This window comes from Holdemania sp. 1001095H_141210_F2 (genome assembly GCF_015558105.1).
In the GTDB taxonomy this organism is placed as follows: Bacteria; Bacillota_I; Bacilli_A; order Erysipelotrichales; family Erysipelotrichaceae; genus Holdemania.
Genome location: NZ_JADNPO010000006.1, coordinates 1 through 26404 on the forward strand (window position 1 = coordinate 1; position 26404 = coordinate 26404).

A 26404-nucleotide genomic window follows, 5' to 3' on the forward strand; every position below is an offset into this window, starting at 1 on the left:
TTTTTTTATGCTCAAGAAAAAAAGGCGTTGGTTTCCACCAACACCAAAATTTATAGAACCGAAAAAGTTCCGTTTGAAGAATCAAACGACGAAAGTTTCTGATGGGGAAAGGGCAGCGCAGTCTGCCTTTTCGTTTGGAAAAAGTGATGCGCAAAGAAAACGTTTTGCGCTTTGCGCAAGCGTGTTTATCAATGGCGTTTCAGGCAAGAATCATAGCGAGTGAGGTGAAAAAGGATGAAAATGGTAGTCTGGGATTGGAATGGGACGTTATTGGACGATGTGGAGGTCTGCATCGAAACGGTCAACGCGATGCTTCGCCGGCGGCATCTGCCGCAGCTGGAAAGCGTGGATCAATACCAGAATGTGTTTACGTTCCCGGTGATCAATTACTACCGGCAGGTTGGTTTTGATCTGGAACGGGAAAGCTTTGAGGCTTTGTCAACGGAATACATGCGCGGATATCACGAACGGGCCGTGCGCTGCGGCTTGTTTGCGGATGCGGAGCCGGGGATCCGGCAGCTGCGGGAACAGGGGGTACCGTCGCTGATTCTTTCCGCTTCCCGGCAGGATCATCTGCGCATGCAGACAGAACAATGCGGATGTACGGACTGGTTCAGCGATCTGATCGGAATTTCCGATATCTATGCCCGGGAGAAGCTGAGCGCCGCCCAGGCGTGGCTGAAGAAAAATCCGCAGCCGGATCGGGAAATGATCATGATCGGGGATTCCCTGCATGACGCGGAGGTTGCGGAAGCGTTAGGCTGGGATTGCATTCTGATCGACCGCGGCCACCAAAGCCGCAGGCTTCTTGTCACTTCCGGCAAGCCGGTCGTGTCCAATATTTTGGAAGCGGTCGCGTTGATTTCCGCTTCAATAAGTGCTGGATAACCTTTTTGCCGTGGAAGAAAGCACCCGGCGGGTGCTTGTTGGAGAATGAGCAGAGGATGAATAAAGTTTCCAGTTAAAATAAAAATGCAAATGAAAAGCTGCGGCACAGAAGACTCGGATGAATCTTTGTGTCGCAGCTTTTGTTAACGATTATACAATCTTTTCTTCTGATACACCGGCTCGCATGTCAGATTCATGCCCAGCTTTTTGAATGTCGACGAATCGACTTCCGAAAGCAGCACGGTGGAATGAACTTCGCAGTCCTTCAGCTTTTTCAGCTGCTGCATCGCCAGATGGGATACCGGATTATTCGTCGCGGCAATCGCCAGGGCGATCAGGATCTCATCGGTATGCAGGCGCGGGTTATGATTGCCGAGATGCTCGACTTTCAGCTTCTGAATCGGTTCGATGACATTCGGGGAGATCAGCGGGATATTGTCGTTGATGCCGCCGATTTCCTTTAACGCATTCAGCAGTGCGGCGCTGGAGGCGCCTAACAAATTGGAAGTTTTTCCAGTGATGATCCGTCCATCGTTCAGTTCGATGGCCACGGCCGGCGCTTCGGTTTCCGCGGCTTTATTTAAGGCGGCGGTAACCACCTTGCGGTCTTCCTTTACAATCCCGGCCTGGTTCATGATCAGTTCGATTTTCTGAACGGATTCTTCCGTTGCCAGATCGCGGCGGTAATCGCACAGCGCTTGATAGTAGCGCCGCAGAATTTCATCTTCGCTGGCCCGGCGCGCCGCTTCATCGTCGATGATGCAGTTGCCGACCATATTGACGCCCATATCGGTCGGCGATTTGTACGGGGATACGCCCGCAATCTTTTCAAATAAAGTATTCAAGACCGGGAATACCTCCACATCGCGGTTGTAGTTCACCGCAGTTTCGCCATACGCTTCAAGGTGGAACGGGTCGATCATGTTGACGTCGTTGAGATCCGCCGTCGCCGCTTCATAGGCCAGATTGACCGGGTGCTTTAACGGCAGATTCCAGATCGGGAAAGTTTCAAATTTGGCATAGCCGGCTTTGATGCCTCGCTTGTAATCATGATACAACTGCGACAGGCAGGTTGCCATTTTGCCGCTGCCGGGTCCCGGGGCGGTGACGACGATCAGTTCACGGGTGGTTTCGATGTATTCATTCTTGCCATAGCCTTCGTCGGAAACAATGTAGGAAACATTGCTTGGATAGCCGGGGATCGGATAATGCAGAACGACGTTGATACCGAGATTTTCCAGTTTCTTCTTAAACAGATTTGCGGTGATCTGGCCGGCGTACTGTGCGATGACGACGCTGCCGACATACAGGTCAATGCTGCGGAAGGCGTCGATCAAACGTAAGACATCCAGATCGTAGGTAATCCCCAAGTCGCTGCGGACTTTGTTTTTCTCAATGTCCGTCGCATTGATGACGATGACGATCTCGACAGATTCCCGAAGCTCCATCAACATTTTTATTTTACTGTCCGGCTGAAATCCCGGGAGTACGCGGGAGGCATGGTAATCGTCAAAGAGCTTGCCGCCGAACTCCAGATAAAGCTTGTTATCAAATTGTTTGATGCGTTCTTTAATTTTGGCAGACTGCATCTGCACATATTTTTCGTTATCGAAAGCCAGTCTTTTCATAGTCTATACCCCTTAAAAACTCAATTTCATATTATATCAGAAAGAGATCGAGAATGCCATTGAAGAAATGGTAAAATAGGAAGGTTCTGCGAAGCGTTTAAAACAGGACGATCTGAGGGGCAGGCAGGACTGGAAAACTGACGAAACTGTCAGTGAGAACATAGAAAAAAACCCTTTCGGGTTTTTCAGTTTTTTAGAGAACTGTGACGTTAACAGCGCGGGACTTGTTGCTGCGAGCATCGTTTTCAATCTCGAAGGAAACCTTCTGGCCTTCTTCCAGTGACTTGTAGCCGCTGCCGTTGATGCCTGAGAAATGAACGAAGATATCGCCCTGGCCCTGATCATCCGTGATGAATCCGTAGCCCTTGTCGCCGTTAAACCATTTTACTTTTCCTGTACTCATTTTAAGTACCTCCTTTAGTGGGAATAAGAAGCTACTCAAGGTATAAAAAATCGCATAACTTCAGGGATTTTTGTACATTGAGTGATAATTACAATCCCGTTACGCGATCATAGCTATTGCTTAATATTACTTCTTCAGTATAACAGGTTTTAGCCCGATGTCAAACAAATAAAAAAATATTTTTTCCCCGGGTTCCCATTTCTTAAGGAGGAAGCAGAAAGACAGACAGGAATCCGTAAGATAGGCAAAAGGGCCTCGGGTCCAAGGGAAGGGTTGAAAATGAGAAAGCGGAACAGGTTGATGCTCAGCGTGCTTCAGGGAGTGATCAATAAGAACAGGGTGTTTTCTAAATCTGCGAGAACATCCCGGACTCTGAATCTATCGGACATTCAAAGCGGATCAGGATCTCTTTTTTCTTCCGCCTAAATGAATAGCGACATCCCAGCTTCATTCATTGCCACAAATTGTTGATTTCAATATTTATGATTCCTGACGTCTTTGCGGCTTCGCTGAGTTGTTGTAACCTGCTCGGCAGGAGCTTCCGTGCCGTTCTCTTAAAAACAGGATAGAACTAACTGATTTTCTTTCATGGATACCGATTCAGATCAACCCCAGGAGCGTATGCATGGCGTAGGCAATTCCATCTTTATCGTTGCTTTGCGTTTGATAACGGACCTGACTGAGCAATTTCGGATCGGCATTCCCCATGCCGACGCTGTTAGGAAAGCGGGTCAACATTTCCAGATCATTCCAATCATCGCCGAACACCGCGATTTCTTCCGGTTTCAGATTCAGCAGGCAGCGCAGGTGATCAATACTTTTGAATTTGCTTGCCTGGCGATTTGTGATTTGCAGCACCTTGCCCTGATCGGTCAGATAGACGTTCGCCTGATTCACGCTCATCGCGCGGCAGCGATCTGTCAGCGACAAGGACAGAGCAGTGACGGAATCAACAAGATTTTCAAAGTAAATCAGAATTTTCACCGTTTGTCTAACCACTTCCGGCCCCAGCAAAACGCAGAGGCGCGGATCAATGCCCCATAACGGATAGGCAAAGTCGGCTAACGGTTCATTGAAGGCGTGGAATTCATCCTTCAGCTGCAGCGCAAGATGCAGTTCAGGGACTGCTTGAACGGCTTTCACGCAGCTGGCGACGATTGCGGCGGGCAGAAACGTGTATCGTGTCTGCCCATGCAGCTTTTCGCAGGCGCCGTTGCAATAAATTCCGCCGTCAAATAAGTTCAGTTCGATTTCCGTCCAGCCGAGCATTGTTTCCAGCAGCGGCGCCCGGGCCGTGGCGATGAACAGGGAAATACCTTTCTTGCGGCAAGCCTGCAGCGCTTCCCATGTGGAACGCGCCAATGTTTTCTCAGAGGTTAACAACGTGCCGTCCAGATCAAAAAACAGTGCTTTTATCATTGCGGATTCCTCGCCTCTTAATGATGATCCTACGCAAACCGGTAAAGGCTTGGATAGTCGTGCAGAATTGACCAGCGGGCTTGCTCGCTGCAGGTTAACAACAGGCGCAAGCTTTCCATACTGATCTGTCCCGCTTCAAATAACCGCCGGGTCATCTCATCCGCCGGCAGCCCCAGTTCCTTTTCCAGCTGTTCGATCTTTTTCAGACCATAGCAGTAACAGGTGAAATAACCGAACATGTCTTCCTGAGCCAGAACCTGACCGCGTGCGGTCTTCGCATCAAAGCCCAGTTCCCGCCGGTATAATTCAACGACTTCACCGATCGTGCGGTTTTCCCACCGCAGCATCAGATCAGCCTGAATCCGCACTGACGTATGGTGCCGGCGGTAAGCTGTGAACAGCGGAAAGTAAGGATCTTCCGCAAAGATTGATTCGTAAACGTGCTCGCTGCGGTGCGCTGTGCCTTCGATCAGCGGGTCAGCCTTTGGCCCGCGGCGCATCGTTTCCGGCAGCGGATCGCTGTTGACCCGCAAAAACTGGATGTGATGGCCGAAATAGGCTTCATGAATCGTATTGACCTTAATCCAGCCGTCGCTGACGGCGGTGTAGTTGGTTTCATTTAAGAACATCCGGCCGTGCAGCGGACGTTCGTACGGACAGCCGTCCATGTAACCACCCCACGGGAAGGATTCTCTGAGTTCCTCCGGCACTCCGGTCAGATCGCAAATTTCATCAATCGGATGCCACAGTTTCTGCTTGCTGACCGCTTTGACGCGGGCCAGATATTCATGACCGCGGCGGAACATTTCCTCAGCGCTTTCGCAAGCCCCGGCCTTTTCGTCCAGCAGTGCTCGAACCTGAGTCATCGTCGTCACCGGCGTATCGCTTAACCGGTTGGCAATCGCGAAGACGTTGGCCCGCGTCGCTTCAATTTCATCTTTATACCAGGAAAGCAGATCTTCCAGATCGACACCCAGCTTCATGGCCAGCGTGCGCCGGTAACTTTCCGGATCCGTGTTCAGGCGTTGATCCTCGTCTTTGATTTCCTGACCTTCATTGACACCGGCCTCGCGCAGCAGGTCAATCCAGCGGGACAGCGCCTGGACGCCTTCGCTCAGACGATGCTTGACTTCCACTTCCTGGGCGTCCAGCTGAGGGATAATCTGTTCGGCCTGGCGTTTGAGCGCAGCGCTGCGGGATAAGATGACCGGCAGATCCTTTTCGTCAAAATCGGGGAACCGGCGTTCCAGAGCCTGCAGGCAAGCGGGCAGCGCAGCCCATTGATCGCCTAAAATAGCGATGCGCAGACTGCGTCGCCGCTGATCCACGGACCACAGCTGCTTTAACGCATGTTGGATTTCACCCAGTTGAACCTGCGGATGCGTCCAGAAATCTTCCGCTTCCCAAGTCAGAAAATCAAGAACGTCATGGAAATGGTGGATAAAAAAATGCGAGGCTTCATTGTCGTCTGTCAGCTGATCGACACGATAGCGCAGCTGGTCTAAGGTCTCGGCCAGAGCCTGACGATGTTCTTCATCCGGTATCCAAAGGGTGCGTTGGTAAATCTGGCGGCTGTGCAGCCGGTCGCCGGCCAGCGCCAAATCGCGGTCCAGCTGACGGATGATCATAATCTCCTGCGGTGATTGCATGATGAAATCCTCCTGTTAATTTGGCTATAACTATAATGAAATTCAGTCCGATTGGCAAGTACCCAGGCTGAATCCTGAGTCCGCAGCGGCAAAGAAGCTGATCAAACTATTTTCAGTTCCTTCACTGAAAAAACAACCGCGCTCTTCATGAAGATGACAGTGAAGTCAATGCCGCTCCCCCCTGCACAAAAAACGGTTGAGCGGAAGATCGAAAAAGAGTCCTGTTCAAACATCGTTATCTTCCCTATTGAAAATCTGCGGATCTGCACGTTCCCTCTTTTACCTAAAATAAAAAGAACCGTCGCAAAGCTTGAATGCTCTGACAGTTCTCTTAGTTTACGATAAATTTGCCGGTGTTGAGGAGTTCTCTTTCTCGTTCGGTCCTCTTTTTTCCAGTTCTTCTTCCAGACTGAAAGTAATTTCTTCCAGGGATGCAACTAAGCTTTTCAGCTGTTCGATGTTCTTATTCAGCATTGTGCAGGCCAGATCCAGCGATGCGGAAGCATTCGGATCTATCCCTTGCGTCCCTTTTCGAATTACGTTAAGGACGGAATCATCCAGGTTGTCTACGATCGAAGCGAGATCCCAAGCGATGTCGTAAATTTCTGAACTTTTATTCATACTATTCCTCCGGTTGGAATTATATCCAACAATTTCTACTATGACAATCATTTTTTTAGTGAAGTTAAGTAAAAAAATCACTAAAGCAGGTGATAAAATGAAATCGGTAATCCTTACTTGTAAACCCTCTTTATATTACACCCTGACAATAGTATTATACACAAAAAAGTTAATAATTCTTCATAAGTTAACCAAAAATGGGTAAAATTATCCTCTTTTTTTTCAAAGTATTTTGTTTTGAGAGCGAATCTTGGCATCGGAGATTTAAAATCTGTGCTTTCTTCAAATTTTCTCACAAAGTGGCAGATCAGCATTTTTGACTGAAATCTGAGGATTGTTCGGGATGTGTTCTTTTTAATGCAAAAGCGCGGTTGCAGACTTCTCAAATTATAAAAAATGGAGTAGAATAAGGGCGTAGAAAATAGGAGGATACATTTATGGCATTAGTTTCCGCAAAAGAAATGATCGAAAAAGCGCATGAAGGTCATTATGCAGTAGGCGCATTCAACATCAATAACATGGAATGGATTAAATCCATCCTGGCCGCAGCTGAAGAAGCCAAGTCACCAGTCATGTTAGGCGTTTCGGAAGGCGCTGGCAAGTATATGGCTGGATTCAAGAATGTTGTCGCCATGGTCAGAGAAATTCATGACTCCATGGGCATCACCGTTCCAGTTGCTCTGCATCTGGATCATGGTTCATTTGAAGGAGCCAAGGCCTGCATTGAAGCGGGATTCACTTCTGTCATGTTTGACGGTTCGCATTACGATTTCGAAGAAAATGTTGCGAAGTCGAAAGAAATTCTGGAACTGGCTCATTCGAAGGGCATTTCCGTTGAATGTGAAGTCGGCGGCATCGGCGGCGAAGAAGACGGCGTTGCCAGCATGGGCGAATTGGCAGATCCGCAGGAATGCGCGAACATCGCGGCGCTGGGCGTTGATTTCCTGGCTGCGGGCATCGGCAACATTCATGGCAAATATCCGGCTGACTGGCAGGGTCTGAACTTTGACCGTCTGGCTGAAATCCAGGCTTCCACCAATGGAAAACCGTTAGTTCTGCACGGCGGCAGCGGCATCCCGGCGGATCAGGTTGCCAAGGCAATCTCCCTGGGCGTTTCCAAGATCAACGTCAACACCGAACTGCAGCTGGTTTTCGCAGCCGCAACCCGGAAGTACATTGAAGAAGGCAAAGATCTGGCCGGCAAGGGCTATGATCCGCGTAAATTGCTGAAACCAGGCGCAGAAGCGATCACCAAGAAGGTCATCGAAATGATGAACCAGTTCGGTTCCGCAAACAAGGCGTAATCGTTTAAAAACTGAGATCCTCGAAAACCGGCGGAGAAATCTGCGGGTTTTCTTTTTTTTATGCCGGGGGAAAGCTTATAATAAGAAGGATGAATTGTCAACGAGGAGGTCGCTTATGAAATCGTTAAAACAAAAGGGGAAGGATATTGTCTGGGTTGTGGCGGGCAATGCGGTGCTGGCGCTGGCCGTCAGTATGTTCATCCTGCCCTATGATATCTTGTCAGGCGGCGTCGCCGGCGTGGCGGTTGCGCTGCAGCCGTTGATTCCGCTGCCAGTTACGCTGATGGTCAATCTGCTGGTCGTCGGGTTGTTTATCGTCGGAGCCTGTTTTCTGGGAAAAGACTTCGCGATGAAGACCATTTTGAGTTCGTTGATCTATCCGGTGTTTCTGACGTTTTTCAGCGGCCGGGTGCCGGTGCTGGATCTTGATCCAATTCTGGCTTCCCTGTATGGCGGACTCTTAGGCGGTACCGGCGTGGGGATGGCGTTACGAACCGGAGCGAGTACTGGCGGCATGGATATTCCGCCGCTGATCGTCCATAAGCTGACGCACATTGAAATTGCCAAGCTGGTGTTGATCACCGATGCGCTGACCGTGCTGCTGGGCGCATTTACCTATGGCCTGGAAGCGGTGCTGGTCGGCTTTGTTTCCGTCTGGGCTTCTTCCGTGGCGATTGATAAGGTGCTGATGTTCGGCGGCCAGCAGGCCAAAGCGATTCAGATCATCTCCGATCAATATGAACAGATCATTGAACGGATTCATTCCGAACTGGAACGCGGCACGACGCTGATCGAAGCGCAGGGCGGCTTTACCTGTGAAAAGCGGAAGATCATCCTGGTCGTCATCACGAAAAATCAGTATCCGGCATTGATGGAAATGGTGACGGCGATCGACAGGGAAGCGTTTGTGATTGCCAACGATACGCATGAGGTCAAAGGCTTCGGCTTCAGCTTTGAGTTCAAGGTTTAATAGCAGCCGGCAAGCCAGGGTGAATCCAATTCGTCTTTGGTAAAGGTCATCGAAAATGATATTGTCTTTTTTTGCGAATTCCAGTTTCAACTTGACGTTTAATCTGAATTTGCGGCCGCTTCATTTACATCAGCCAGCGTCGATAATGGAAATTGCAGAATTACCTGAGCGCCGCTGCCATCCGGAACGTTGCCGGGAATCATGCGGCCACCTTCAATCTGCATTGCCTGCGAAACGGTATATAAGCCCAGACCCGCATGGCCATGACTGCTGCGGGCTGATTCATAACGGTAGAATGGCTCGCCGATATGATTCAGGCTTTCCGCGTGAAAACCGGGACCTTCGTCGCTGACTTTCAGGATCCAGCAGGTTTCCGTAATCTGGCCCATCAGCTGAACCGTCTTGCCTGAGGGGCAGTAGCGGATTGCGTTATCAAGCAGATTGATCAGCGCCCGGCGCAGCGTTTCCGCATGGATTCGGGCCTGGAAAGGCGGACAGAATACCGTCAATGTGATCGCTTTATTGCGGCACAATCCGGATACTTCCTTCATGCAGCGCCGGACCAGCGCGTCGATAGCGGTGACGCGGGGCTGTTCCGCCTGATTCTGGCTGCACGCTGCCTGCTGCAGCTGAAATACAACCTGACGAAGCTGACCGACATGGCGATTGATGGCTTCCAGACGATGCCTTGCTGACGGGCTTCCTTTTGCAAAAGTTCGGCGTCGGTTTGGATTTTAGCCAGCGGCGTCTTTAAATCGTGCGCCAGCACGGTGATCTGGATCTCCCGCTGATTTTGCATATCCCATTGCTGGATCTGGGAATCCTTCAGTGCGGAGCGCATCGTATCAACGGAATTCAACGCCTGATTGAACTCGGTGAACGCGGTATCCTGAATTTCAAAATCAAGATTGCCGGAAGCGATCTGCGTTGCGGATTCTTCCAACGTGTTCAAAGCCTGTACAAGTTTCCGCCCGTAGTGATTGGCCGTCGTCAACAGGTACAGAAAGAGCGACAAGCCGAGTGCGCCGATCAACGGCCCCTGCAAGTTGGGGATCAGCGCGGCGAGTGCCGGGAGGGCGGGGCGGATTTCATAGCGGAATAAGAGGATGACGACTTCCGCCCGCAGGTCGGTGCGGAACCAGGTTTGCGTGCCGATCTTGCCGGTGTAGCTGCCGGTATAGAGAGAAAAATCAGTCAGCGCGCTGTCCGGGGACAACGAAGTATCTGCCAGCTGTTCATGACTGAACAGCACATAATCAAGACCATCGCCAACCTCAGCCGGATCAAAGAAATCCTGCCGCTGAATTTTACCGATCAGTTCCTGGGCCTGTTTCTCATTGTGATTGAGCCGCGTGTACCATCCAGCCTGAAGTCCCAGCAGAAACAGGAGCACAGCACTCCCCAAAAGCGCGAGTACACCCAAAGCGGTCGTCAGAAAATAGCGCCGTAAAAATTGCGCCAGAGTGTGAGTTTTTCGGTGTCTGCGTTTATCCATGGTTCATTTTCTCCCGGAAGTCTTAATCAGAATTGTGATTTCGTTTCGGCTGGAAAAGCGGCGATGGCTTTGTCTGTCCTACATTATTCTTTGCCTTGCGGTGGATTGTTATCTCTATTATAGCATGAAGTACCGGAAGAAATGAAACAGAGTGGAAGCACAGTGGGAGAGCGGAACATTCCGTTCGGTTTTCCAACGTCAGTTTGATCGAAAAAAAAGCGATCCTTATTTATGTTGATCAAAGCGCCTGCCGGAAGTTTTGGGATAAACGGCGCGGGAAAGGAAAGTTCAGGAAAGCGAAAACTGCCGGTAAGGACTTGGAAATTGTGGCAATGCCGGGGAGTTCACGGTATAATAGGTACGGATAAGGTAAGGATGAGGTTTATGCAGATACAGCACGAGTTTCCCTGTTCTGCCGTGCAGTTTTTCAATTTCATGGCACGGCGGATTGCGCAGGATATTCAGATCGAAACCGATAAGAAATTGACAATCGCCCAGATTCATGAGGGCATGAAATATGATAAGAAGGTTCTGGTTTCAGAAAGGAAGCAGCGGGTCGGCAAGGCGCAGGTCGCGGTATACGACAAGCCGGGTCATGTCCAGCTGCGGGTCGATATGTTTGACGGTACGCAGGTGATTGACACCCGATGCGCCGCGCTGGGCGAGGATCGTTGTCAGGTGACGTACAGCGAGGAATTCCTGCCGTCCAGCATGGAGAAAAAACTGGCCATCGCCAGCTTTTCCTGGATGGGCAGAAAGAATAACAAAAAGAAGCTGCAGAAACTGATGGATCAATGGGAAGCAGAGATTCGTCAGCTGTATTGCGAGTAAGGTTTCCGCGTTCATTGAATCAGGGAACAATCACGTTTTCAGCCAAACTTAATAGTATGATAGTGCAATGAAAGGAGCCCAACCGATGGAAGAAGTATTTAAGATTGAAGGCGGTCATCAGCTGAACGGAGAGGTCAGAATCAGCGGGGCGAAGAACGCGACGGTGGCTTTAATCCCGGCCTCCATTCTGGCTAACGGCCCGGTGACGATCTGCGGCGTTCCGGATATCGCGGACGTGGAGTCGTTATCGACCTTGTTAGAGGAATTGAACGTCGCGGTGGTGCATAAGGATCGGGGGCATCTGATCATCGATCCGACGGAGATGATCAACTGCCCGCTGGAACATCCGGCGGTTACGAAGCTGCGGGCTTCCTATTATTTCATGGGAGCCTTGTTAGGCAAATACAAGCATGTGAAAATTAAAATGTCGGGCGGCTGTTATCTGGGGCCGCGGCCGATTGATCTGCATCTCAAGGGCTTTGAAGCGCTGGGGGCGAAGGTCGACTACCAGAAAGGGTGTTATACGATCGAAGCGGAAGAATTGATCGGAACAAAGATCTTCCTGGATATTTCTTCGGTCGGCGCGACGATCAACATCATGATGGCGGCGGTGTATGCAAAGGGCCGCACGACGATTGAAAACGCGGCGAAGGAGCCGGAAATCATTGACGTTGCGACGCTTTTAAACAAGATGGGCGCGCATATCCGCGGCGCGGGGACGAATGTGATCACGATTGACGGCGTGGATTATTTATCCGGCTGCTTCCATGAGATCATCCCGGACCGGATTGAAGCGGGCACGTTTATTATCATGGCGGCCGCGGCGGCTAAGGAAATGAAGATTACCAACATTATTCCGCAGCATTTGGAATCGTTATTGTCAAAGCTGCAGGAAATGGGCGTGGATATGGAAGTCGACGTGGACAGCGTGACGATCCGCGGCGGCGGGAAGCTGCAGGGCGTGGATATCAAAACGCTGCCATATCCTGGGTTTGCGACAGATTTGCAGCAGCCGTTATCGGCGTTGCTGACGCAGGCGGAAGGCAAGTCGACGATCAAGGAAACGATATATCCGGAACGGTTTAAACATTGTATCGAACTGCAGCGGATGGGCGCGGATATCAGCGTCGGTCAGGGCAGCTGTACGATCGAAGGAATCACGCCGCTCTATGGCGATCGGGTTACTGCAACGGATCTGCGCTGCGGCGCCAGTCTGGTAGTGGCGGGCTTGCTAGCGGAAGGCGTGACGGAGATTCATGAAATTTATCACATCGAACGAGGCTACGATGATCTGGATGGCAAGCTGCGGGCCTTGGGCGCAAACATCTGGCGGGAAACGATCGAATAGCGCCATTATGAAATCAGAAGATCTGAGCGGACAGCGTGTCTGCGCAGGTCTTTTTTATTTTAGACCGCAAGTTTGGAGGCTTGAAAAACTGTCATTGAATTAAATTGATAATCCTTGTTTCCGATTGTTTGAAATTTGGAGTATGATTGAGATAGAAATGGATAAGGAGGGATCGGAAATGAAGAAAGTTTTGATCATGGGTCTGTTATTGATAGTGTGTTTGAGCGGCTGTTTTAGCGAAGGTCGTCTGAAACCGGGAATTCATGGGACCTCAGCGGGAAAGGAAATGGAAAAATTTCTGGAATCCAGGCCGGATAAGAACCTGTCAAACCCAAGTCTATCCGATTATCAGATTAAGACATCCCAAAATTTTTATTTTTATAATTTTACAGCGAAAGATCTTTCAACGCTGGATTTATCTTCGCTGACGTTATCCGAGCTTGCGAATGAAACGATGTTTACCGCAAGTACAAAATGGCCGGATACGTTGACGAACCTGGACATTGAGCAATTTTGGAAACAAGCCTGGGGCAAACCGTTAGGCGCAGCGCTTTTCCATGAAAATGGAATCACTGGAAAAGGCGTGGGAATCGCGATCATCGGACCACAGCTTTACGTTGATCATCCTGAATACAAAGATAATTTGAAACTCTTTTATGGGAACGAAGATCCCTTATCTCAAAATTTGATCAGTACGCTTGGAAGCGGCGCAATGTTGTCCAATCTGGCGGGAAAGTCGCTGGGGTATGCCCCGGAGGCTTCAATCGCTTATATCGTCAATTCGGGATATGATGAAAAGGGGAAGCAAGACCTTTCCTCCATCCTTGAAAATCTGGATTCCTTGTTGGAATATAACAAAACCCTGAAAAAAGATCCGATCCGGATGATTCTTATTTTCTCGGATATGAACAATCAGGACAGCGCTTATGATGCATATCAGACGAAAGTCGAGGAATTGAAACAAGCGGGGATCGAAGTGTTGACCAGAATGCCCTACTTTAATGGTCATTACTTCACCACGCTGGCTAAAATTCCGTATGCCCCGCTGGATGATGTGAATTCCTACTATTTCGATAAGGCCGGGGAAACTCCAGATCATGTGTTGTATCTTCCTTATGCCAACCGGGTCCTGGCTTTTCCGGGAGAAGAAAACTATGTTTACTATCCGAGCCGTTTGGATGTAAACTATGGTACGATATCCACCCTGGCTGGTTTTTACGCGCTGGCCCTGCAGATGGATCCGAGCTTAACGCTGGATGAATTTGTCGAGATTGTCGCCGATTCGACGATCACATTAAGACCCGATAAGGAATACCGGGTGACAGGATTGGAAAATGTGATTTATCCGTCCCGCCTTTACGATCATTTGACGGCAAGAATGAAAGAAAATTAGATAGATAAAATGGCTTCAGAATACTTGTTATGGAATAAAAATGCAAATACCCCTTTCAATGATCAGATCTGGAAAATATCCAGATCTTTTTTATTTGTCTGTTCGATTCTGTTTCCGGTACTGAATTGGCGAAAGTCCGGTTGCTTGATGAAAAATCCGGCTGAAATATAAGCTATCTGTATAGCCGCACTGAACGGCGATTGTTTTTATTTTTTCCTGTGTGTTTTCCAATAGATAAACGGCATGTTCCAAACGAATTTTTCTTAGCATGGCCATAACAGATATCCCGACTTCTTTTTGAAAGGTTCGGGCTAAATGAGCTTCGCTTACACTTTGAAAGTCCGCCAGCTGGGTCAAGGTCAGAGACTGCGTATAATGAGTTTGCAGAAAAATTAAAGTTTCTCTTACAATTTTTGAGTATTGATAATTTCCATTTTCCTGAATCCATCGGAAAATTGTACGTACAGCTTCATCTAAAATGACCTTCAGATCTTCAAGATATTCGCAAAACTGGATCGTCAGGATTAACTGTGAGAAATCACGGAAATCACGAAATCCTCTCTGCAAGCCTAGATAACGAATCTTGGTAAATAAAGTAATAAAAAATTCCTGAATATCATGTGGATAAATATGATGCTTTATAAAATAGCGGATCGCTGATTCTTTGACATCTGTAAGATTTTCCAATGTTATTTCCTGAATTTGCTGGAAACGTTCCTTCTGATAGACAGGATTGAATTGCTGGAGCGACCGAAAAGCAATAATTTCAGAAGGCTTCAAAAAGATTCCGGGCTGCTTAAAAAAACATGTTTCATGATTGTCGATGAGTTGAATCATCTTCTGAGCGAAGCCATTTAAGCTGGTGCAGACTTCAGACATAGTGAAAGAAAGCGTCAGGGACGTTGTTTCTGCAAGTTTTTTCTGCAAAGCTGTCAGTTGTTCGGGCAGCCCGTCTATATCCTGATCAGAAACCAGGAAAAGGCCGGAGTGATTCTTAATAAATAAAAGCTGATGTTTCATCGTAAGCGTCTGCGCAATTAGATTTTGCAAAGAATTGCGGAATTGCCGTCGGTTTTTGATGATTTTGGCATAGGCTTGATGAATGTTGTCAATTCGGAAATAAATCATGTGATAGGCAGCGGGATAACTGGCAAGAGCGGCTGAAATTTGTGCGTCAGCGGCCGCAGAAGGCCGTAGCTGCCCATCTTTGATCAAACCCAATAACTGCTGCAAACCTAAACGCGGATCGGATTCCCGGCCAATCATGGGAATCGCGGGCAGATTCAAAAGAGCAGGATCCCAATCCGGCAGGTAATCCCACACCCCGCTGCGGAAAGCCCGACGAACAGTGGGATAGGTTAAATCATTATGAATCAGAACAAAACGTGTCGGCAACGATTGCTTTTGAATCAGATATAACAAATCCCAGGCAGTGCCGTTGACCAGATCCAGTTCCGCGATTAAATAATCCGGAATGTATTCCTGAACCTTTTCTTTTGCGTCGATGAAATTTGATACCCTTGCGATGATATTAAACGAGCCTGCCGGCAATGCCGGAGAATCAATCGCAAACTTACCGGCTAATATAACGTTAATCATAGCTATTCTTCCTTCAGATGATAAAATATGGATAATTTTGATTTTGAATGCACGATTATATTAGAAGTATAAATTAAATTGATAAATATTACAATTTAAAAAATCCCTTTCCGGAATGATCTTGACGGTGGTCCTGATTGAAATATAAACTGGAATTAAGCAAAGCGAGCGCTTACAAAATTTGCTGAAAACAAACAGGAGGACTCTCTATGATTCAACTCATTCGCAGCGATGAACGGCTGATCCACGGACAATGTATGACTCAAATCGTCAAGACCTACGATATACAGGAGATTATCGTTATCGACGATGCCACTGCCGAAAATGCACTGTTAAAAAGAATTTTTACGATGGCTGTCCCGAAAACCATGAAGGCCGCGGTCTATACTTTAAACGAAGGCGTCGATAAAGTAAAAGAAGCGCTGAACAATGCCGTGAAGACATTAATTTTAATGAAGACTCCGGTACCCATGGTCGAATTAATTCAAAGAATTCCTGAATTGAATAAAGATTTAAATATTGCATCTTTATCCCAACGGAAAAATGCGGGAGTTTGCGTAGAGATCGTACCGGCAACTTATTTCACGAGGGATGAATTCACAGCTGTCGAACAACTGACAGAAGCGGGTGTCCGGATATGGCTGCAGATGATTCCCAATTCGGCGCGGACTGAATGGTCTGAAATCCGTGAACGAATCCAACAAAAATTTAACAAACTATAAGAGGAGGAGAACTTAATGAGTATCTTTCAAGCCTTGCTGCTCGGCTTCTTTGGGTGGCTTATGAATTCTCATGCTTTGCTTGGACATTGGGGCTTCCAGATTTTCCGCCGACCATTGATCGCGGGAATGATCTGCGGTCTTGTAATGGGGGATGTAACCAAAGGAATTATGGTGGGAGCGGTATTGCAGGCGATGTATATTGGGACGATGAATGTCGGCGGGATCGCATCCATGCCGCCGATTGACATCAGTCAATGGTTTGCGATTCCTCTGGCGCTGCTTCAGGGCGGCGATGCGGAAGTGGCGATTGCCTTAGCGGTTCCATTCAGCTTTCTGGCTCAGATGCTCCAGGTCTTATTAATGAATGTGAATCAAATTATACTGCACAAAGCAGATGATCTGATTGCCAAAGGAAAATTGAAACAGGCTTACTGGACACATTTTGCAGTGCCTACCGCGCTGAATTTGGTGATCAACATGTCAATCATTACGATCTTGTGTTTGATTGGTTCAGCGGCGATTGACGTCATCGTATCCGCAGTTCCCGCCAGTATCATGGGAATTCTGGGGGTTTTTACTAAAATCATCCCGTTACTGGGTTTTGCGATCTTATTAAATAGTCTGTTGAAGAATAACAGTCAGCTGATCTTCTTCGTATTGGGTTTCGCTTTACTTAAAGTTGTCGGGCTTAACGTCATTACGATTACGATTATTGGCGGCGCGATCGCTTATGTGATTTTTATGATTCAGGGAAAGGCGGGAGAAAACGCATGACTCAGTTGCAGAATTTAAGTAAGGATAAACACTTTTTACGGAAGACGATGTGGAGTTTCCTGTTCGGTTCCGGCGTTTGCTTTACCATGGAAAGAATGATGGGCCCGGGCATGGTCAACATGATGATCGCCTCGGCCAAAGAACTGTATCCGGATGATCCTGAAAAACAAATCGAGTTATGTCAGAATCATTGTGTATTCTTCAATACACAGCCGACAGTCGGAATTATTGTGCCGGGGATTGTGCTGGGATTGGAAATGGAAAGAGCGAAAACGGATGAGATTCCCAATGAACTTATCCAAAGCGTGAAAACCGCACTGGCCGGGCCCTTTGCAGGGATCGGCGATTCCCTGATTCAGGGGTTATTGATCCCCATCCTGCTTTCTATCGCCATCAGTCTCAGTGATGGTGGATCGGTCATTGGCGTTCTTTTCCTGATCGGCGCGTATTTCCTGATTTGTTATCCTCTGACCTGGTCGCTTTTCAAAACTGGCGTTCAAATGGGAATCAACGGTGCGGAACAAATTATTTCATCCGGAATTAAAGATCGTTTTATCTCGGCGGTTGAAATCCTAGGGATCTTGGTCGTCGGTGCGGTAACGGCCAGTACGGCCAACGTTACTACGGGCTTATCTTTCACTTTCGGAGAATTGGAGATTAACGTTCAAGCGCTTTTCGATAAAGTCTATCCTGGTTTGCTGACGATGGCGGCTTTAGGCGGAACTCTTTGGCTGATTCGTAAGAAAAAGGTAACACCGTTAAAGATTATGGGTTTGTTTCTAATTCTTTCTACGATCGGATATTTTACAGGGATCTTAGCGTGAGTAAGGAGCGATAAATATGCCAGTCATTAAGGAAAACGTCTATTCAGATGTAATGATGGAAACTCTCTGTTATCAAAAAACACCGCAAAAGGATTTGATGATGTCCATCTTTAAACCAGAAAGCTGGGCTGCGGGAGATTGCCGTCCAGCCGTCCTGTTCTACTTTGGCGGGGGATTCTATAAAGGAAATCCCAGTCATTTTCGGATGCAGGCGGAATACTTCGCTCATTTAGGCATGGTAACGTTAACGCCGGATTACCGGTTGACGACGCTGCCGGGAATTACAGTAAAAGACTGTCTGCTTGACGGTAAATCAGCGCTCCGCTATGTGATCGCTCATGCGGAAGAATTAGGAATTGACCGGAAACGGATTGTGGTAGCGGGTGGTTCTGCGGGCGGAGCGATGGCCAGTGTGGCAGCTATGGTCAATTCGTTAGATGAAAGTGATGAATCCTCCGTTCCCTGCGCAATGATTTTATATAATCCGGGAATTCAGTTTTCATCCCTGGGTTCATCCTTTGACGGATTGTCGGAGGATGATACAATCAATATTAACGGCAAACAGGAGAAGATTAAGGACTTGAAAAAGAAAATGCCAAAATTTGATGATCCGGAATTAGAGACGTTATCTCCAATGGAATATATTCGCCCAGGTCTGCCTGTGACGCTGCTGATACAAGGGGAAGCGGATCGCGCGGTATCTGTGGAGAGTATTAAGGAATTTCATAAAAGAATGCGTGCTGTCGGCAATGACTGCGAATTAGTCGTCTATCCCGATCGCGATCATGGATTCTTTAATTGGAATTCCAGCGAGGAACACATCTGTTATTATGACACGCTGAATCTGGTTGAAGATTTTCTGCGGCGGAAACAAATTTTAAACCCAGGTTTAAGAAAGAAGCTGTTGTGGGAGTAAATTATGCGGGCAATCATGATCATGTTTGACACGCTGACACGCAGTTACCTGCCGAACTATGGCAATGACTGGGTGATCGCGCCGAATTTTCAGCGGTTGGAAGAACACTGCGTCACTTTCGATCATTTTTATGGAGGAAGCATGCCGTGTATGCCGGCCCGGCGCGAGCTGCATACCGGAAAGCTGAACTTTCTTCACCGCAGCTGGGGACCGCTGGAACCCTTTGATATTTCTGTTGTGGATCAATTAAAGAATCATGGAATCTATACCCATCTGATCACGGATCATTCGCATTATTTTGAAGACGGCGGAGCCACATATCATAACCGGTATAACAGCTGGGAAGGCTTCCGCGGTCAGGAAGGGGATCGCTGGCAGCCGCGGGATATCGACCTGAAGCTGCCGCGCCAACATCCGTTAACGAAATCCGGCGTTTCTTTTGTTCAACATTACGCGAATCGACAAAAACAGCGTCGGGAAGAGGATTATTCTTCAATAAAGACGATGAATGCGGGGTTGGAATTTCTCCAGTCGCATGGAAACCGGGAAAACTGGTTCGTTCAGGTAGAATGCTTTGATCCTCATGAGCCGTTTGTGGTTCCGCAGCGGTATCGTGATTTATATGGTTTGACGCAGCCGCCGCGGCTGAACTGGCCGGTCTATGGCCCGCTTACAGGAAAGCTGAGTCTGGATGAACTGGAGGATCTGCGCAAGGAATATGCCGCGCTGATCAGTATGTGCGACGCCTATCTTGGCAAAATTCTGGATTTTATGGATGACCATGAGATGTGGAAGGATACGTTGCTGATCGTGAATACGGATCATGGTTTCTTATTGGGCGAGCATGACTGGCTGGGGAAGAACAAACCTCCGCTGTATAATGAGATCGTGCATCTGCCTTGCTTCATCCATGTGCCGGGGCAGCCTGAAAACCAGCGCCGGTCGGCCTTGGCGCAGACGGTGGATATTCCTGCGACGTTGCTGGATTATTTCGCGGTTCCGCCAATCGCCGGCATGGCGGGATGTTCCCTGCTTCCTGTGGTGAGTCAGGATCGGGTAATTCATGACGCGGTTTTGTTTGGAATCTTCGGTGGTCATGTGAATGTTACGGATGGCGAATGGCTTTATATGCGCGCCAATCGAACGCCGGATAACCAGCCGCTGGCGGAATATACCCTGATGCCGACGCACATGCGGGAATTCTTCTCTCGGGAGGAATTAAACGGCGCGGAGCTTGTGCGGCTGAATCAATTTTCCCATCAAATGCCGGTGTTGCGGATTCCCTGTCATACTGATCAGAATTCCGCGCTGGATGGCGACTTCCTGTTTCATCTGACCGAGGATCCCGAACAGAAACAGAATTTAATAGATGACAGGCCGCAGGAAAGGGCGAGGATGATCCGATTATTGAAAGAAAAAATGATCGAATCTGAAGCACCGAGGGAGCAATGGATTCGAATGGGGCTGTCACAAACGGAATGAAATAAAAAATCTGGACTTTGCGCCAGATTTTAATTTTATCAGGTGAATAAGTTGATTTTCTCCCTGAATATTGGGCTTATCCAATTTGCGGAGCCGATTGTCTGTATGTCAGCTTGATTGACCATTTGTGTTTAAATCTGATTTGATTCCTTGTTCCACTCATTCAACTGGGATTTCCGAATGTCTTATGTTTCTAACGATATAGTCCATAATTAGTTCTCCAGCTTCTAATTTATCTATTTTTGAAACTGGATTTTTACAATTTAAACTTATTGCAGCAAAAACGTAGATACTCTTTCACTGATATTTCCTGGCGATGTAAAATTCCAAGAATAACAAATAGAATTTCTGCTATCGTAATATAACAGTCTTTCAAATCAAAAATAAAGAAGTTGGGAATTTGTAGAAAATCTAAGCTTCCGCCCCAAAACAGCTTATCAATCAGACTGCACAAGCATCCAGCTAAGCCGAAAATCAGTATCATTTTTACTGGGAAACTAGTATTTTCTATTTTTCTCTTATACAATAAATAGCCCGATATCAAGATCCCTAAAGCAAAAACATTTAGAAGAATCGTTACGAAGGAGTCTGATAATAGTTCAATAAAATTTCCAAAATAAGATAAACGTGTATTTAATACAGGATTAAACCTGAGGATTCCAGAAAGGATATCGAATTCATACTGCATGAATCCTCTTGATATCCTTATTTTTACAGTTTGATCTATCAGAATGAAAAATAATATGGGAATGATAAAAAGCTTAAACTTTTTAACAAACATGACCTCCCTTCAAATTCATATTTTTCTATCGGACAAGCCCAATTTATCGTTTTACAACTACTGTGATAAGGCTTACAGCTTCATCGTACGGATTAAGGATGCCAGGCTCAGAACCTTTTTTACAAATAGGACAAGTTCCTTTTCTTAAACCAGCTTCTTTTCCATCGCAAATGGCTTTTCCATGTCTTGATAATATGAAGTTTATATTCTTGCTTGTTTCACGCTGATTCTGGTCAATAGAATCGCCGATATGAATAACACAGGAAATGTTCCCTTGTTCATCCCTATCCATTTTTGCGGTCATCATCCCTGTTTCGTTATTCATGCCCTGACGGGTAATGTCTTTCCTCGCATTAAAATTCCTCTCTCCGGATTTCAATTTATTTCCAGAATCCAGCTTAGCGAAAACAGCGGCGTTTACCAAATCATTTCCGAGATAAACAAGACCAGCGGCAGGGTGAACAAGCTGAGAAGTGTTGAAAGACTGACAATCTGTGCGCCTAATGTAATATCCTGATCAAACATCTGGGCAAAAACCGGAGCCAGCACCGCGGAGGGAGCCGCGGCAGAAATGAGAATGACCGTGCGGATCGTGGCATAGGATTCAGGAATGAAGCAAAACGCTGCCAATAAAAGCGCGGGGATCAACGCCAGGCGGGCAAAGCTGACGCGATAGGCCGTTTTGTTTTTGAACATGTGGACGAGCGGACTTTTTGCCAGATATGCTCCTAACACCAACATGGCCAACGGCGTGTTCAGGGATCCCAGCGACTCTATGGCTTCCATAAAAGGCGGCGACGGTTTCACTGTCAGGAAAATGACGACGCCCAGGATCATGGCCCAGATGCAGGGATTCGTCACGATTTTTCTGAGCGTGATGTTTTCTTTCTTTCCCGACATCACAACAACGCCATACGTCCAGGCGTACAAATAGAAGCAGACGATAAACGGGGCGAGATAGAATACCGCTTCAATCCCCAATAAGCCGGTGACTAACGGAATCCCCAGAAAACCGGCATTGGAAAACACCAGCGAGAATTTTTCAACCCGTTCCTCTGGCTTGAAAAGAAGCTGAGCGATGAGGATGTTGACGGCGTATACCGCGAGACTTAACAGGAAAGCGAACATTAATCCTTGTAATTTCTCTGCTGAATATTCCTGATTGAAAGAAGTCACAATCGTGCAGGGAGTAGCGACCATTAAGAGAATATTGGATAACCGGGCGGTCGTGTCGTCGTTGATCGTTTTCTTTCGATACAGCTGATAGCCGACGGCCATCATCAGGAACATTTTAATGATTTGATTGAGGATTGTAATCGCTGATTCCATGGTAGCCTCCCTGTGCTGAATTTTCACTAAGGACATTATACAGGGTTTCACAGGGAATAGGAAATGAAGTCAGAAAATTGCGGCAAGTGAAAGATGCAGAGAAATCGGTCTGCGGACTCGCCGGGTCAAACAGGATGAGAAAGTTTCGTCTGTTCTTGGAAGGTTTAATAATCTGATCTGAAAAAGGAATTCCGCCTGGGGAATTCCCGGATCTTTGTTTGAGCACACCGTTACGGCTTTAACGTGTAATTGTTGCGGCCGTTTTTCTTGGACATATAGAGGGCGGAGTCCGCTTTCTGATATAACGATTCAAAATCCTGTGCTTCCCGCGCCGTCAGCGCAACGCCGATGCTGGCGCTGACATCCCAGCTGTTTCCCAAAGCCATGTGCGTATAGTGCAGCGCTTTTAACAACCGCTGAGCTCTGTTCTTTACCCAGGCGATATCCGGCGCCGGAATGAAGACCGCGAATTCATCGCCGCCGATCCGGCCGATGATATCCTGTTCGCGGAACTGAGCGCGCAGCACGGCCGCAAATTTTTCTATCACCGAATCGCCGAAGGCATGACCATACAGATCATTTGCCTGCTTGAACGTATCAATATCCAGAATGAAGAAAGCGTACAGCTGATCCGGTTTCTCTTTCAATAAATGTTCGATGTGCCGCCGGGTGGCTGTCTTTGTCAGCAGTCCGGTCATTTCATCCAGCTGCGCCAGTTCCTGCAGCCGGTTCTCCTGCCGTTTTTCAGCGTCGATGTTTTGCCGGTAGGTCAGCATGTGCAGCGAACCGTCGCTCTTCTGTGCAATGATCCGGGCGGTGATCCGCATCCAGAAATAATCGCCGCCGGTGGACATCAAGAATTCATATTTTAACGTGTCCTGCCCTGCTTTATACGCCTTGATGACATTTTCCGGCTTAAAGGTGTCGATATAACCCTGCCGGTATTCCTCTTTGATCTGTTTTTCCGCTACAATTTTTAATGCTTCATCATACGGCGTGTTGGCTTCTGCGCCCAGACTCATGAAATATTGAACCGTCGCTTCATTCGCCGGCCGGTTGCGTGTGATGTCCAGTTCGTAAATGTCGTCGAATAACTCCTCGGTCGCCTTTTTGAAGATGGATCGTTTTTCCTGCTCCATGGATTGCGTCAGCGCGACGATCTGGCGGTTAAAGCTGCGGATGACGCGGGTGATGACGATCAGGATGAAGATGATGATCATCAGGATGATCAAAGCCGAGCGCAGCATCTCCTGTCTAAGCTCAGCCAGAAACTTGCCGGTATCCTGCCGGACGACCAGATGCCAGTCCAGCTCGGGAATATAACGGGTGATCAGGTAATCTTCACCGGAACGCCGTCCATCCTGCGCGGTCCAGAAGCTGTCGGCGGCTTCGCCTTTATTCCAGATCAATAACGATTGCCGGATATCCTGCGGATAATCGAAAAGTGAAAAGAAATTGACCTTTTCATAGCCGGTATAATGCGATGCGATCTCGATCATGCCGTTTTGATCAACCAGATAGGCTTCAACATTGTATTGATTTTCATATTCCTGAATCAGCGCCTGCAGCGAATCAATCTGCAAGCCGACGCCGACCGTGCCCAAAAGCGTGCCGTCATCCTCCTGGATGCTGCAATTAATGAAGACCGTAATCTTATTATTCGCTCCGGCGACTTCATCGTTATCCACATTGATCCAGTAATCCTGAGATAAACTTAAGGAATCATAATACCAGTCATTTTCCGGATTTTCCGGCTCCAGCGTCCGATCCAGTCCTTCAAAATTGTAATAGCGATGAGTCGCAGATGAAACGAGAAAAACAGAATCGTAGTTGTATTTTATCCGATAGCTGTTGAGATACTCGCGCAGTGTCTCAATATACTCGGAACTGTCCAGATTTTCCTGTTCCTGCAAGAGCGTTGTGCGAAGCAGGCTGTCGTTGGCCATGGTCAGCGAGATGTTGACCGGTTTGGTAAACAGCGTGGTGAGCTGGTAATAGATTCCTTCGGAGGTAAGACTGGAAACTTGTTCAATGTTATCCAGCGAAACGGTGTAATTCATCTGATAACTCAGGAAGGCCGTTATTAAAAAGCCGATCACGATGATCAGGCACACCAGCAAGTTTGTGCGGATCAGAATATTTTTCTTCATCGAAGTCACCCCTTATTCAGAGAAAAAGCAAATCCCCCTTTGCTTTCTTCTGTTCTGGTATGTTCAAAAAAACGTCTGAGGGTCGCAACCGGGAGGCAGGCCGCAGCCAGAGGATTGAATTCTATTTTTATTGTATGGGGAATCGTTGGGGAATACAAATCTTTTTTCCAACATTGGCTCTTTGCCGACCAAACTTAATTCTGGATCAGAAGCGTGTGAAAGAGAAAAAAACGGCTGGAAATGTTGCCGGTCTGCCGGCGGATTCGGTTTTACGCGGCGTGGCAGTGAGGAAAAGGCGCAGAGAACATGAAATTTTGTCAGGAGCGAAAATTGTCCCGCGTTGCCTCTGTCGGGATGCTATAATCGGAATAACAAAATCCGCGGCCGGTTCTGGCCAGCCCTGCCGGCATTGGATAAGTTTATCTTCAGGGAGGAAAAATATGACACGAAAAGTAATCTGGGACAGCGCGCCTGTCCCGCGGTTTCATCAACAACGCCAGCCGGTCTTCTTGAGCGATCAGACGATGCGGGAGCGGCGGGATAAAATTCTGGCCCGCATGGCAAAGCATCAGCTTGATTGTCTGGCGGTTTACTGTGATCTGGAACATGGTTCCAACTTTGAGTATTTAACCGGTTTTCTGACCCGCTTTGAGGAGTCGATGCTGCTGCTGTTCAAGACTGGCCAAGCGGTCTTGCTGCTGGGAAATGAAAATACGAAAATGGTCAACTATTCGCGGATTCCGGCGACGATGCTGCATGTTCCGTTTTTCTCACTGCCGAATCAGCCGATGACGGATGACGGCCGTCTTTGTGATTTTTTCACGCAGGCCGGGATTGAATCCGGCATGAAGGTCGGCGTGGCCGGCTGGAAGCTGTTCACCAGCCAGACGGAGGAAAACAGTACGCTGTTTGACGTGCCGTCGTTCATCGTCGAGGCTTTGCGTCAGGCCGGGGGCCGGCTGATCAACGCCACGGGACTGTTCATTGATCCGCGTAACGGCGCGCGGATCACGAACAACGCCAACGAACTGATCCATTATGAATACGGCGCTTCGCTGGCTTCCGACTGCGTGCTGAGGGCGATGGAAGCGTTAGCCCCGGGAAAGACCGAGCTGGAAATCGGTTCGCTGATGAACGCCGAAGGGCAGCGCCCGAGCGTCGTAACGATCTTTTCCACCGGCGACCGCTTTGAAAAAGCAAATCTGTATCCTTGCGGCAAGGCAATCCAACTTGGCGATAAGCTGTCGTTAACGACCGGGTACAAGGGCGGACTGACCAGCCGGGCCGGCTATGCCGTCAGCGATCCGTCGCAGCTGCCGGAAGGCGCGCAGGATTATCTGGAAAAGCTGGCCATGCCCTATTATGCCGCCGTCGCGGAATGGCTGGAAACGCTGAAGGTCGGCCTTTTGGGCGGCGAGCTGTACGAGTGTATCGAAAGGGTATTGCCCAAGGCGCAGTATCACTGGTCGCTGAATCCGGGACATTTGAGCGCGGATGAGGAATGGCTCTGTTCGCCGATCACCCCGGGGTCCACGATTCCGTTAGCCAGCGGGATGCTTTTTCAGATCGACATCATCCCGTCGATGCAAGGCTATGGGGGAACCGGAGCGGAAAGCACCGTGGCTTTGGCGGATGAGGCTTTGCGCCGTCAGATCGAGAAAGAAGATCCGATTTTGTGGGATACAATCCGCCAACGCCGGGCTTATATTCAAAAGGAGCTGGGCATTATCTTACATGAAGACGTGCTGCCGATGTGCGATACCGTGGCGTACTACCAGCCGCTGATGCTCAACCGTCAAAAGGTTCTGAAAATAAAGCGCTGAGCTTTCCGTTCTTTCTTTTATGGAAAAAAGTTGAGGGTCAATTTCTGACCCCCTT

At 48.1% G+C, this 26404-nt stretch carries 25 protein-coding genes; 13 read left to right on the forward strand and 12 right to left on the reverse strand.

All coding sequences use genetic code 11. From position 1 onward, the window contains the following. Together I2G61_RS05340 and I2G61_RS05345 are read left to right on the forward strand one after the other, a co-directional pair. A partial coding sequence (locus I2G61_RS05340) for a hypothetical protein (RefSeq protein WP_195548017.1) occupies positions 1 to 223 on the forward strand: 223 nt, incomplete at its 5' end. Between the two features lie 11 nt (positions 224 to 234). After that, the gene (locus I2G61_RS05345; protein WP_072683146.1) at positions 235 to 888 is read left to right on the forward strand and encodes an HAD family hydrolase; all 654 of its coding nucleotides are present in this window, start codon (positions 235 to 237) and stop codon (positions 886 to 888) included. 143 nt (positions 889 to 1031) lie between these two features. On the opposite strand, the gene I2G61_RS05350 is transcribed toward I2G61_RS05345, so the two are convergent. The 5 genes from I2G61_RS05350 to I2G61_RS05370 form a co-directional block, all read right to left on the reverse strand. Beyond that, complete coding sequence (locus I2G61_RS05350) at positions 1032 to 2516, reverse strand: DUF1846 domain-containing protein (protein ID WP_072683147.1); 1485 nt, start codon at positions 2514 to 2516, stop codon at positions 1032 to 1034. Between the two features lie 193 nt (positions 2517 to 2709). Continuing rightward, positions 2710 to 2919, reverse strand: a complete 210-nt coding sequence (locus I2G61_RS05355) for a cold-shock protein (protein WP_072683148.1) — start codon at positions 2917 to 2919, stop codon at positions 2710 to 2712. Between the two features lie 600 nt (positions 2920 to 3519). Next, positions 3520 to 4338 carry an HAD hydrolase family protein gene (locus tag I2G61_RS05360; RefSeq protein ID WP_072683149.1) on the reverse strand — a complete coding sequence of 273 codons (819 nt, stop codon included), beginning with the start codon at positions 4336 to 4338 and terminating at the stop codon, positions 3520 to 3522. Positions 4339 to 4367: 29 nt separating this feature from the next. After that, on the reverse strand, positions 4368 to 5987 hold the full coding sequence (locus I2G61_RS05365; protein ID WP_072683150.1) for a DUF885 family protein: 1620 nt from the start codon (positions 5985 to 5987) through the stop codon (positions 4368 to 4370). 336 nt (positions 5988 to 6323) lie between these two features. Next, positions 6324 to 6608, reverse strand: a complete 285-nt coding sequence (locus I2G61_RS05370) for a hypothetical protein (protein WP_072683151.1) — start codon at positions 6606 to 6608, stop codon at positions 6324 to 6326. A gap of 437 nt (positions 6609 to 7045) precedes the next feature. On the opposite strand from I2G61_RS05370, the gene fba reads away from it, so the two are divergent. Together fba and I2G61_RS05380 are read left to right on the forward strand one after the other, a co-directional pair. Then, a complete protein-coding gene (gene fba / locus I2G61_RS05375; protein WP_072683152.1) occupies positions 7046 to 7912 on the forward strand; it encodes a class II fructose-1,6-bisphosphate aldolase in 867 nt (288 codons plus the stop codon). Positions 7913 to 8027: 115 nt separating this feature from the next. Further along, on the forward strand, positions 8028 to 8882 hold the full coding sequence (locus tag I2G61_RS05380) for a YitT family protein (protein WP_072683153.1): 855 nt from the start codon (positions 8028 to 8030) through the stop codon (positions 8880 to 8882). A 98-nt stretch (positions 8883 to 8980) separates the two neighbouring features. Here the strand turns inward: I2G61_RS05380 and I2G61_RS05385 are convergent, their stop codons facing one another. Both I2G61_RS05385 and I2G61_RS05390 read right to left on the reverse strand, forming a co-directional pair. Beyond that, complete coding sequence (locus tag I2G61_RS05385) at positions 8981 to 9415, reverse strand: sensor histidine kinase KdpD (RefSeq protein WP_195548018.1); 435 nt, start codon at positions 9413 to 9415, stop codon at positions 8981 to 8983. A gap of 14 nt (positions 9416 to 9429) precedes the next feature. Next, the gene (locus I2G61_RS05390) at positions 9430 to 10377 is read right to left on the reverse strand and encodes a HAMP domain-containing histidine kinase (protein WP_195548019.1); all 948 of its coding nucleotides are present in this window, start codon (positions 10375 to 10377) and stop codon (positions 9430 to 9432) included. A gap of 384 nt (positions 10378 to 10761) precedes the next feature. On the opposite strand from I2G61_RS05390, the gene I2G61_RS05395 reads away from it, so the two are divergent. The 3 genes from I2G61_RS05395 (at position 10762) to I2G61_RS05405 (ending at position 13949) form a co-directional block, all read left to right on the forward strand. Continuing rightward, positions 10762 to 11208, forward strand: coding sequence for a DUF3284 domain-containing protein (locus I2G61_RS05395; RefSeq protein WP_195395686.1), 447 nt, complete (start codon positions 10762 to 10764; stop codon positions 11206 to 11208). Positions 11209 to 11293: 85 nt separating this feature from the next. Next, complete coding sequence (locus I2G61_RS05400) at positions 11294 to 12556, forward strand: UDP-N-acetylglucosamine 1-carboxyvinyltransferase (RefSeq protein WP_072683157.1); 1263 nt, start codon at positions 11294 to 11296, stop codon at positions 12554 to 12556. Between the two features lie 178 nt (positions 12557 to 12734). Beyond that, a complete protein-coding gene (locus tag I2G61_RS05405) occupies positions 12735 to 13949 on the forward strand; it encodes a hypothetical protein (protein WP_195548020.1) in 1215 nt (404 codons plus the stop codon). 90 nt (positions 13950 to 14039) lie between these two features. Here I2G61_RS05405 and I2G61_RS05410 read toward each other — a convergent pair whose 3' ends face one another. Then, complete coding sequence (locus I2G61_RS05410) at positions 14040 to 15548, reverse strand: helix-turn-helix domain-containing protein (RefSeq protein ID WP_072683159.1); 1509 nt, start codon at positions 15546 to 15548, stop codon at positions 14040 to 14042. Between the two features lie 209 nt (positions 15549 to 15757). On the opposite strand from I2G61_RS05410, the gene I2G61_RS05415 reads away from it, so the two are divergent. The 5 genes from I2G61_RS05415 to I2G61_RS05435 are packed head-to-tail and all read left to right on the forward strand — an operon-like array spanning position 15758 to position 20266. Further along, the gene (locus I2G61_RS05415; protein WP_072683160.1) at positions 15758 to 16270 is read left to right on the forward strand and encodes a PTS sugar transporter subunit IIB; all 513 of its coding nucleotides are present in this window, start codon (positions 15758 to 15760) and stop codon (positions 16268 to 16270) included. Positions 16271 to 16285: 15 nt separating this feature from the next. Continuing rightward, entirely contained in the window at positions 16286 to 17044 is a 759-nt protein-coding gene (locus tag I2G61_RS05420; RefSeq protein WP_072683161.1) for a PTS sugar transporter subunit IIC, read from the forward strand. Next, the gene (locus tag I2G61_RS05425) at positions 17041 to 17868 is read left to right on the forward strand and encodes a PTS system mannose/fructose/sorbose family transporter subunit IID (RefSeq protein WP_072683162.1); all 828 of its coding nucleotides are present in this window, start codon (positions 17041 to 17043) and stop codon (positions 17866 to 17868) included. Before I2G61_RS05420 ends, I2G61_RS05425 begins: the two co-directional genes overlap by 4 nt. Positions 17869 to 17884: 16 nt before the next feature. Further along, on the forward strand, positions 17885 to 18784 hold the full coding sequence (locus tag I2G61_RS05430) for an alpha/beta hydrolase (protein ID WP_072683163.1): 900 nt from the start codon (positions 17885 to 17887) through the stop codon (positions 18782 to 18784). A 3-nt stretch (positions 18785 to 18787) separates the two neighbouring features. Next, positions 18788 to 20266, forward strand: coding sequence for a sulfatase-like hydrolase/transferase (locus I2G61_RS05435; RefSeq protein ID WP_195548021.1), 1479 nt, complete (start codon positions 18788 to 18790; stop codon positions 20264 to 20266). A 256-nt stretch (positions 20267 to 20522) separates the two neighbouring features. Here I2G61_RS05435 and I2G61_RS05440 read toward each other — a convergent pair whose 3' ends face one another. From I2G61_RS05440 to I2G61_RS05455, 4 genes are all read right to left on the reverse strand, one after another. Continuing rightward, on the reverse strand, positions 20523 to 21047 hold the full coding sequence (locus tag I2G61_RS05440; RefSeq protein ID WP_072683165.1) for a signal peptidase II: 525 nt from the start codon (positions 21045 to 21047) through the stop codon (positions 20523 to 20525). Between the two features lie 43 nt (positions 21048 to 21090). Further along, positions 21091 to 21471: a hypothetical protein gene (locus tag I2G61_RS05445; protein ID WP_229100687.1), complete on the reverse strand. Its 381-nt coding sequence runs from the start codon at positions 21469 to 21471 to the stop codon at positions 21091 to 21093. After that, positions 21465 to 22376 (reverse strand): AEC family transporter, encoded by a 912-nt coding sequence (locus tag I2G61_RS05450; protein ID WP_195548022.1) that lies wholly within the window; start codon positions 22374 to 22376, stop codon positions 21465 to 21467. The genes I2G61_RS05445 and I2G61_RS05450 overlap by 7 nt, the downstream gene beginning before the upstream one ends. Before the next feature lie 230 nt (positions 22377 to 22606). Further along, a complete protein-coding gene (locus I2G61_RS05455; RefSeq protein WP_195548023.1) occupies positions 22607 to 24526 on the reverse strand; it encodes a sensor domain-containing diguanylate cyclase in 1920 nt (639 codons plus the stop codon). Positions 24527 to 24966: 440 nt separating this feature from the next. Between I2G61_RS05455 and I2G61_RS05460 the strand changes: the two genes are divergently transcribed. Next, entirely contained in the window at positions 24967 to 26349 is a 1383-nt protein-coding gene (locus tag I2G61_RS05460; RefSeq protein ID WP_083538368.1) for a Xaa-Pro peptidase family protein, read from the forward strand. The last annotated feature ends 55 nt before the right edge of the window (positions 26350 to 26404 follow it).

What these genes read in the sequence shown, in the direction of transcription:
- I2G61_RS05345 (WP_072683146.1), top strand. Translation starts at nt 235, where the DNA reads ATGAAAATGGTAGTCTGGGATTGGAATGGGACGTTATTGGACGATGTG.
- I2G61_RS05350 (WP_072683147.1), bottom strand. Translation starts at nt 2,516, where the DNA reads ATGAAAAGACTGGCTTTCGATAACGAAAAATATGTGCAGATGCAGTCT.
- I2G61_RS05355 (WP_072683148.1), bottom strand. Translation starts at nt 2,919, where the DNA reads ATGAGTACAGGAAAAGTAAAATGGTTTAACGGCGACAAGGGCTACGGA.
- I2G61_RS05360 (WP_072683149.1), bottom strand. Translation starts at nt 4,338, where the DNA reads ATGATAAAAGCACTGTTTTTTGATCTGGACGGCACGTTGTTAACCTCT.
- I2G61_RS05365 (WP_072683150.1), bottom strand. Translation starts at nt 5,987, where the DNA reads ATGCAATCACCGCAGGAGATTATGATCATCCGTCAGCTGGACCGCGAT.
- I2G61_RS05370 (WP_072683151.1), bottom strand. Translation starts at nt 6,608, where the DNA reads ATGAATAAAAGTTCAGAAATTTACGACATCGCTTGGGATCTCGCTTCG.
- fba (WP_072683152.1), top strand. Translation starts at nt 7,046, where the DNA reads ATGGCATTAGTTTCCGCAAAAGAAATGATCGAAAAAGCGCATGAAGGT.
- I2G61_RS05380 (WP_072683153.1), top strand. Translation starts at nt 8,028, where the DNA reads ATGAAATCGTTAAAACAAAAGGGGAAGGATATTGTCTGGGTTGTGGCG.
- I2G61_RS05390 (WP_195548019.1), bottom strand. Translation starts at nt 10,377, where the DNA reads ATGGATAAACGCAGACACCGAAAAACTCACACTCTGGCGCAATTTTTA.
- I2G61_RS05395 (WP_195395686.1), top strand. Translation starts at nt 10,762, where the DNA reads ATGCAGATACAGCACGAGTTTCCCTGTTCTGCCGTGCAGTTTTTCAAT.
- I2G61_RS05400 (WP_072683157.1), top strand. Translation starts at nt 11,294, where the DNA reads ATGGAAGAAGTATTTAAGATTGAAGGCGGTCATCAGCTGAACGGAGAG.
- I2G61_RS05405 (WP_195548020.1), top strand. Translation starts at nt 12,735, where the DNA reads ATGAAGAAAGTTTTGATCATGGGTCTGTTATTGATAGTGTGTTTGAGC.
- I2G61_RS05410 (WP_072683159.1), bottom strand. Translation starts at nt 15,548, where the DNA reads ATGATTAACGTTATATTAGCCGGTAAGTTTGCGATTGATTCTCCGGCA.
- I2G61_RS05415 (WP_072683160.1), top strand. Translation starts at nt 15,758, where the DNA reads ATGATTCAACTCATTCGCAGCGATGAACGGCTGATCCACGGACAATGT.
- I2G61_RS05420 (WP_072683161.1), top strand. Translation starts at nt 16,286, where the DNA reads ATGAGTATCTTTCAAGCCTTGCTGCTCGGCTTCTTTGGGTGGCTTATG.
- I2G61_RS05425 (WP_072683162.1), top strand. Translation starts at nt 17,041, where the DNA reads ATGACTCAGTTGCAGAATTTAAGTAAGGATAAACACTTTTTACGGAAG.
- I2G61_RS05430 (WP_072683163.1), top strand. Translation starts at nt 17,885, where the DNA reads ATGCCAGTCATTAAGGAAAACGTCTATTCAGATGTAATGATGGAAACT.
- I2G61_RS05435 (WP_195548021.1), top strand. Translation starts at nt 18,788, where the DNA reads ATGCGGGCAATCATGATCATGTTTGACACGCTGACACGCAGTTACCTG.
- I2G61_RS05440 (WP_072683165.1), bottom strand. Translation starts at nt 21,047, where the DNA reads ATGTTTGTTAAAAAGTTTAAGCTTTTTATCATTCCCATATTATTTTTC.
- I2G61_RS05450 (WP_195548022.1), bottom strand. Translation starts at nt 22,376, where the DNA reads ATGGAATCAGCGATTACAATCCTCAATCAAATCATTAAAATGTTCCTG.
- I2G61_RS05455 (WP_195548023.1), bottom strand. Translation starts at nt 24,526, where the DNA reads ATGAAGAAAAATATTCTGATCCGCACAAACTTGCTGGTGTGCCTGATC.
- I2G61_RS05460 (WP_083538368.1), top strand. Translation starts at nt 24,967, where the DNA reads ATGACACGAAAAGTAATCTGGGACAGCGCGCCTGTCCCGCGGTTTCAT.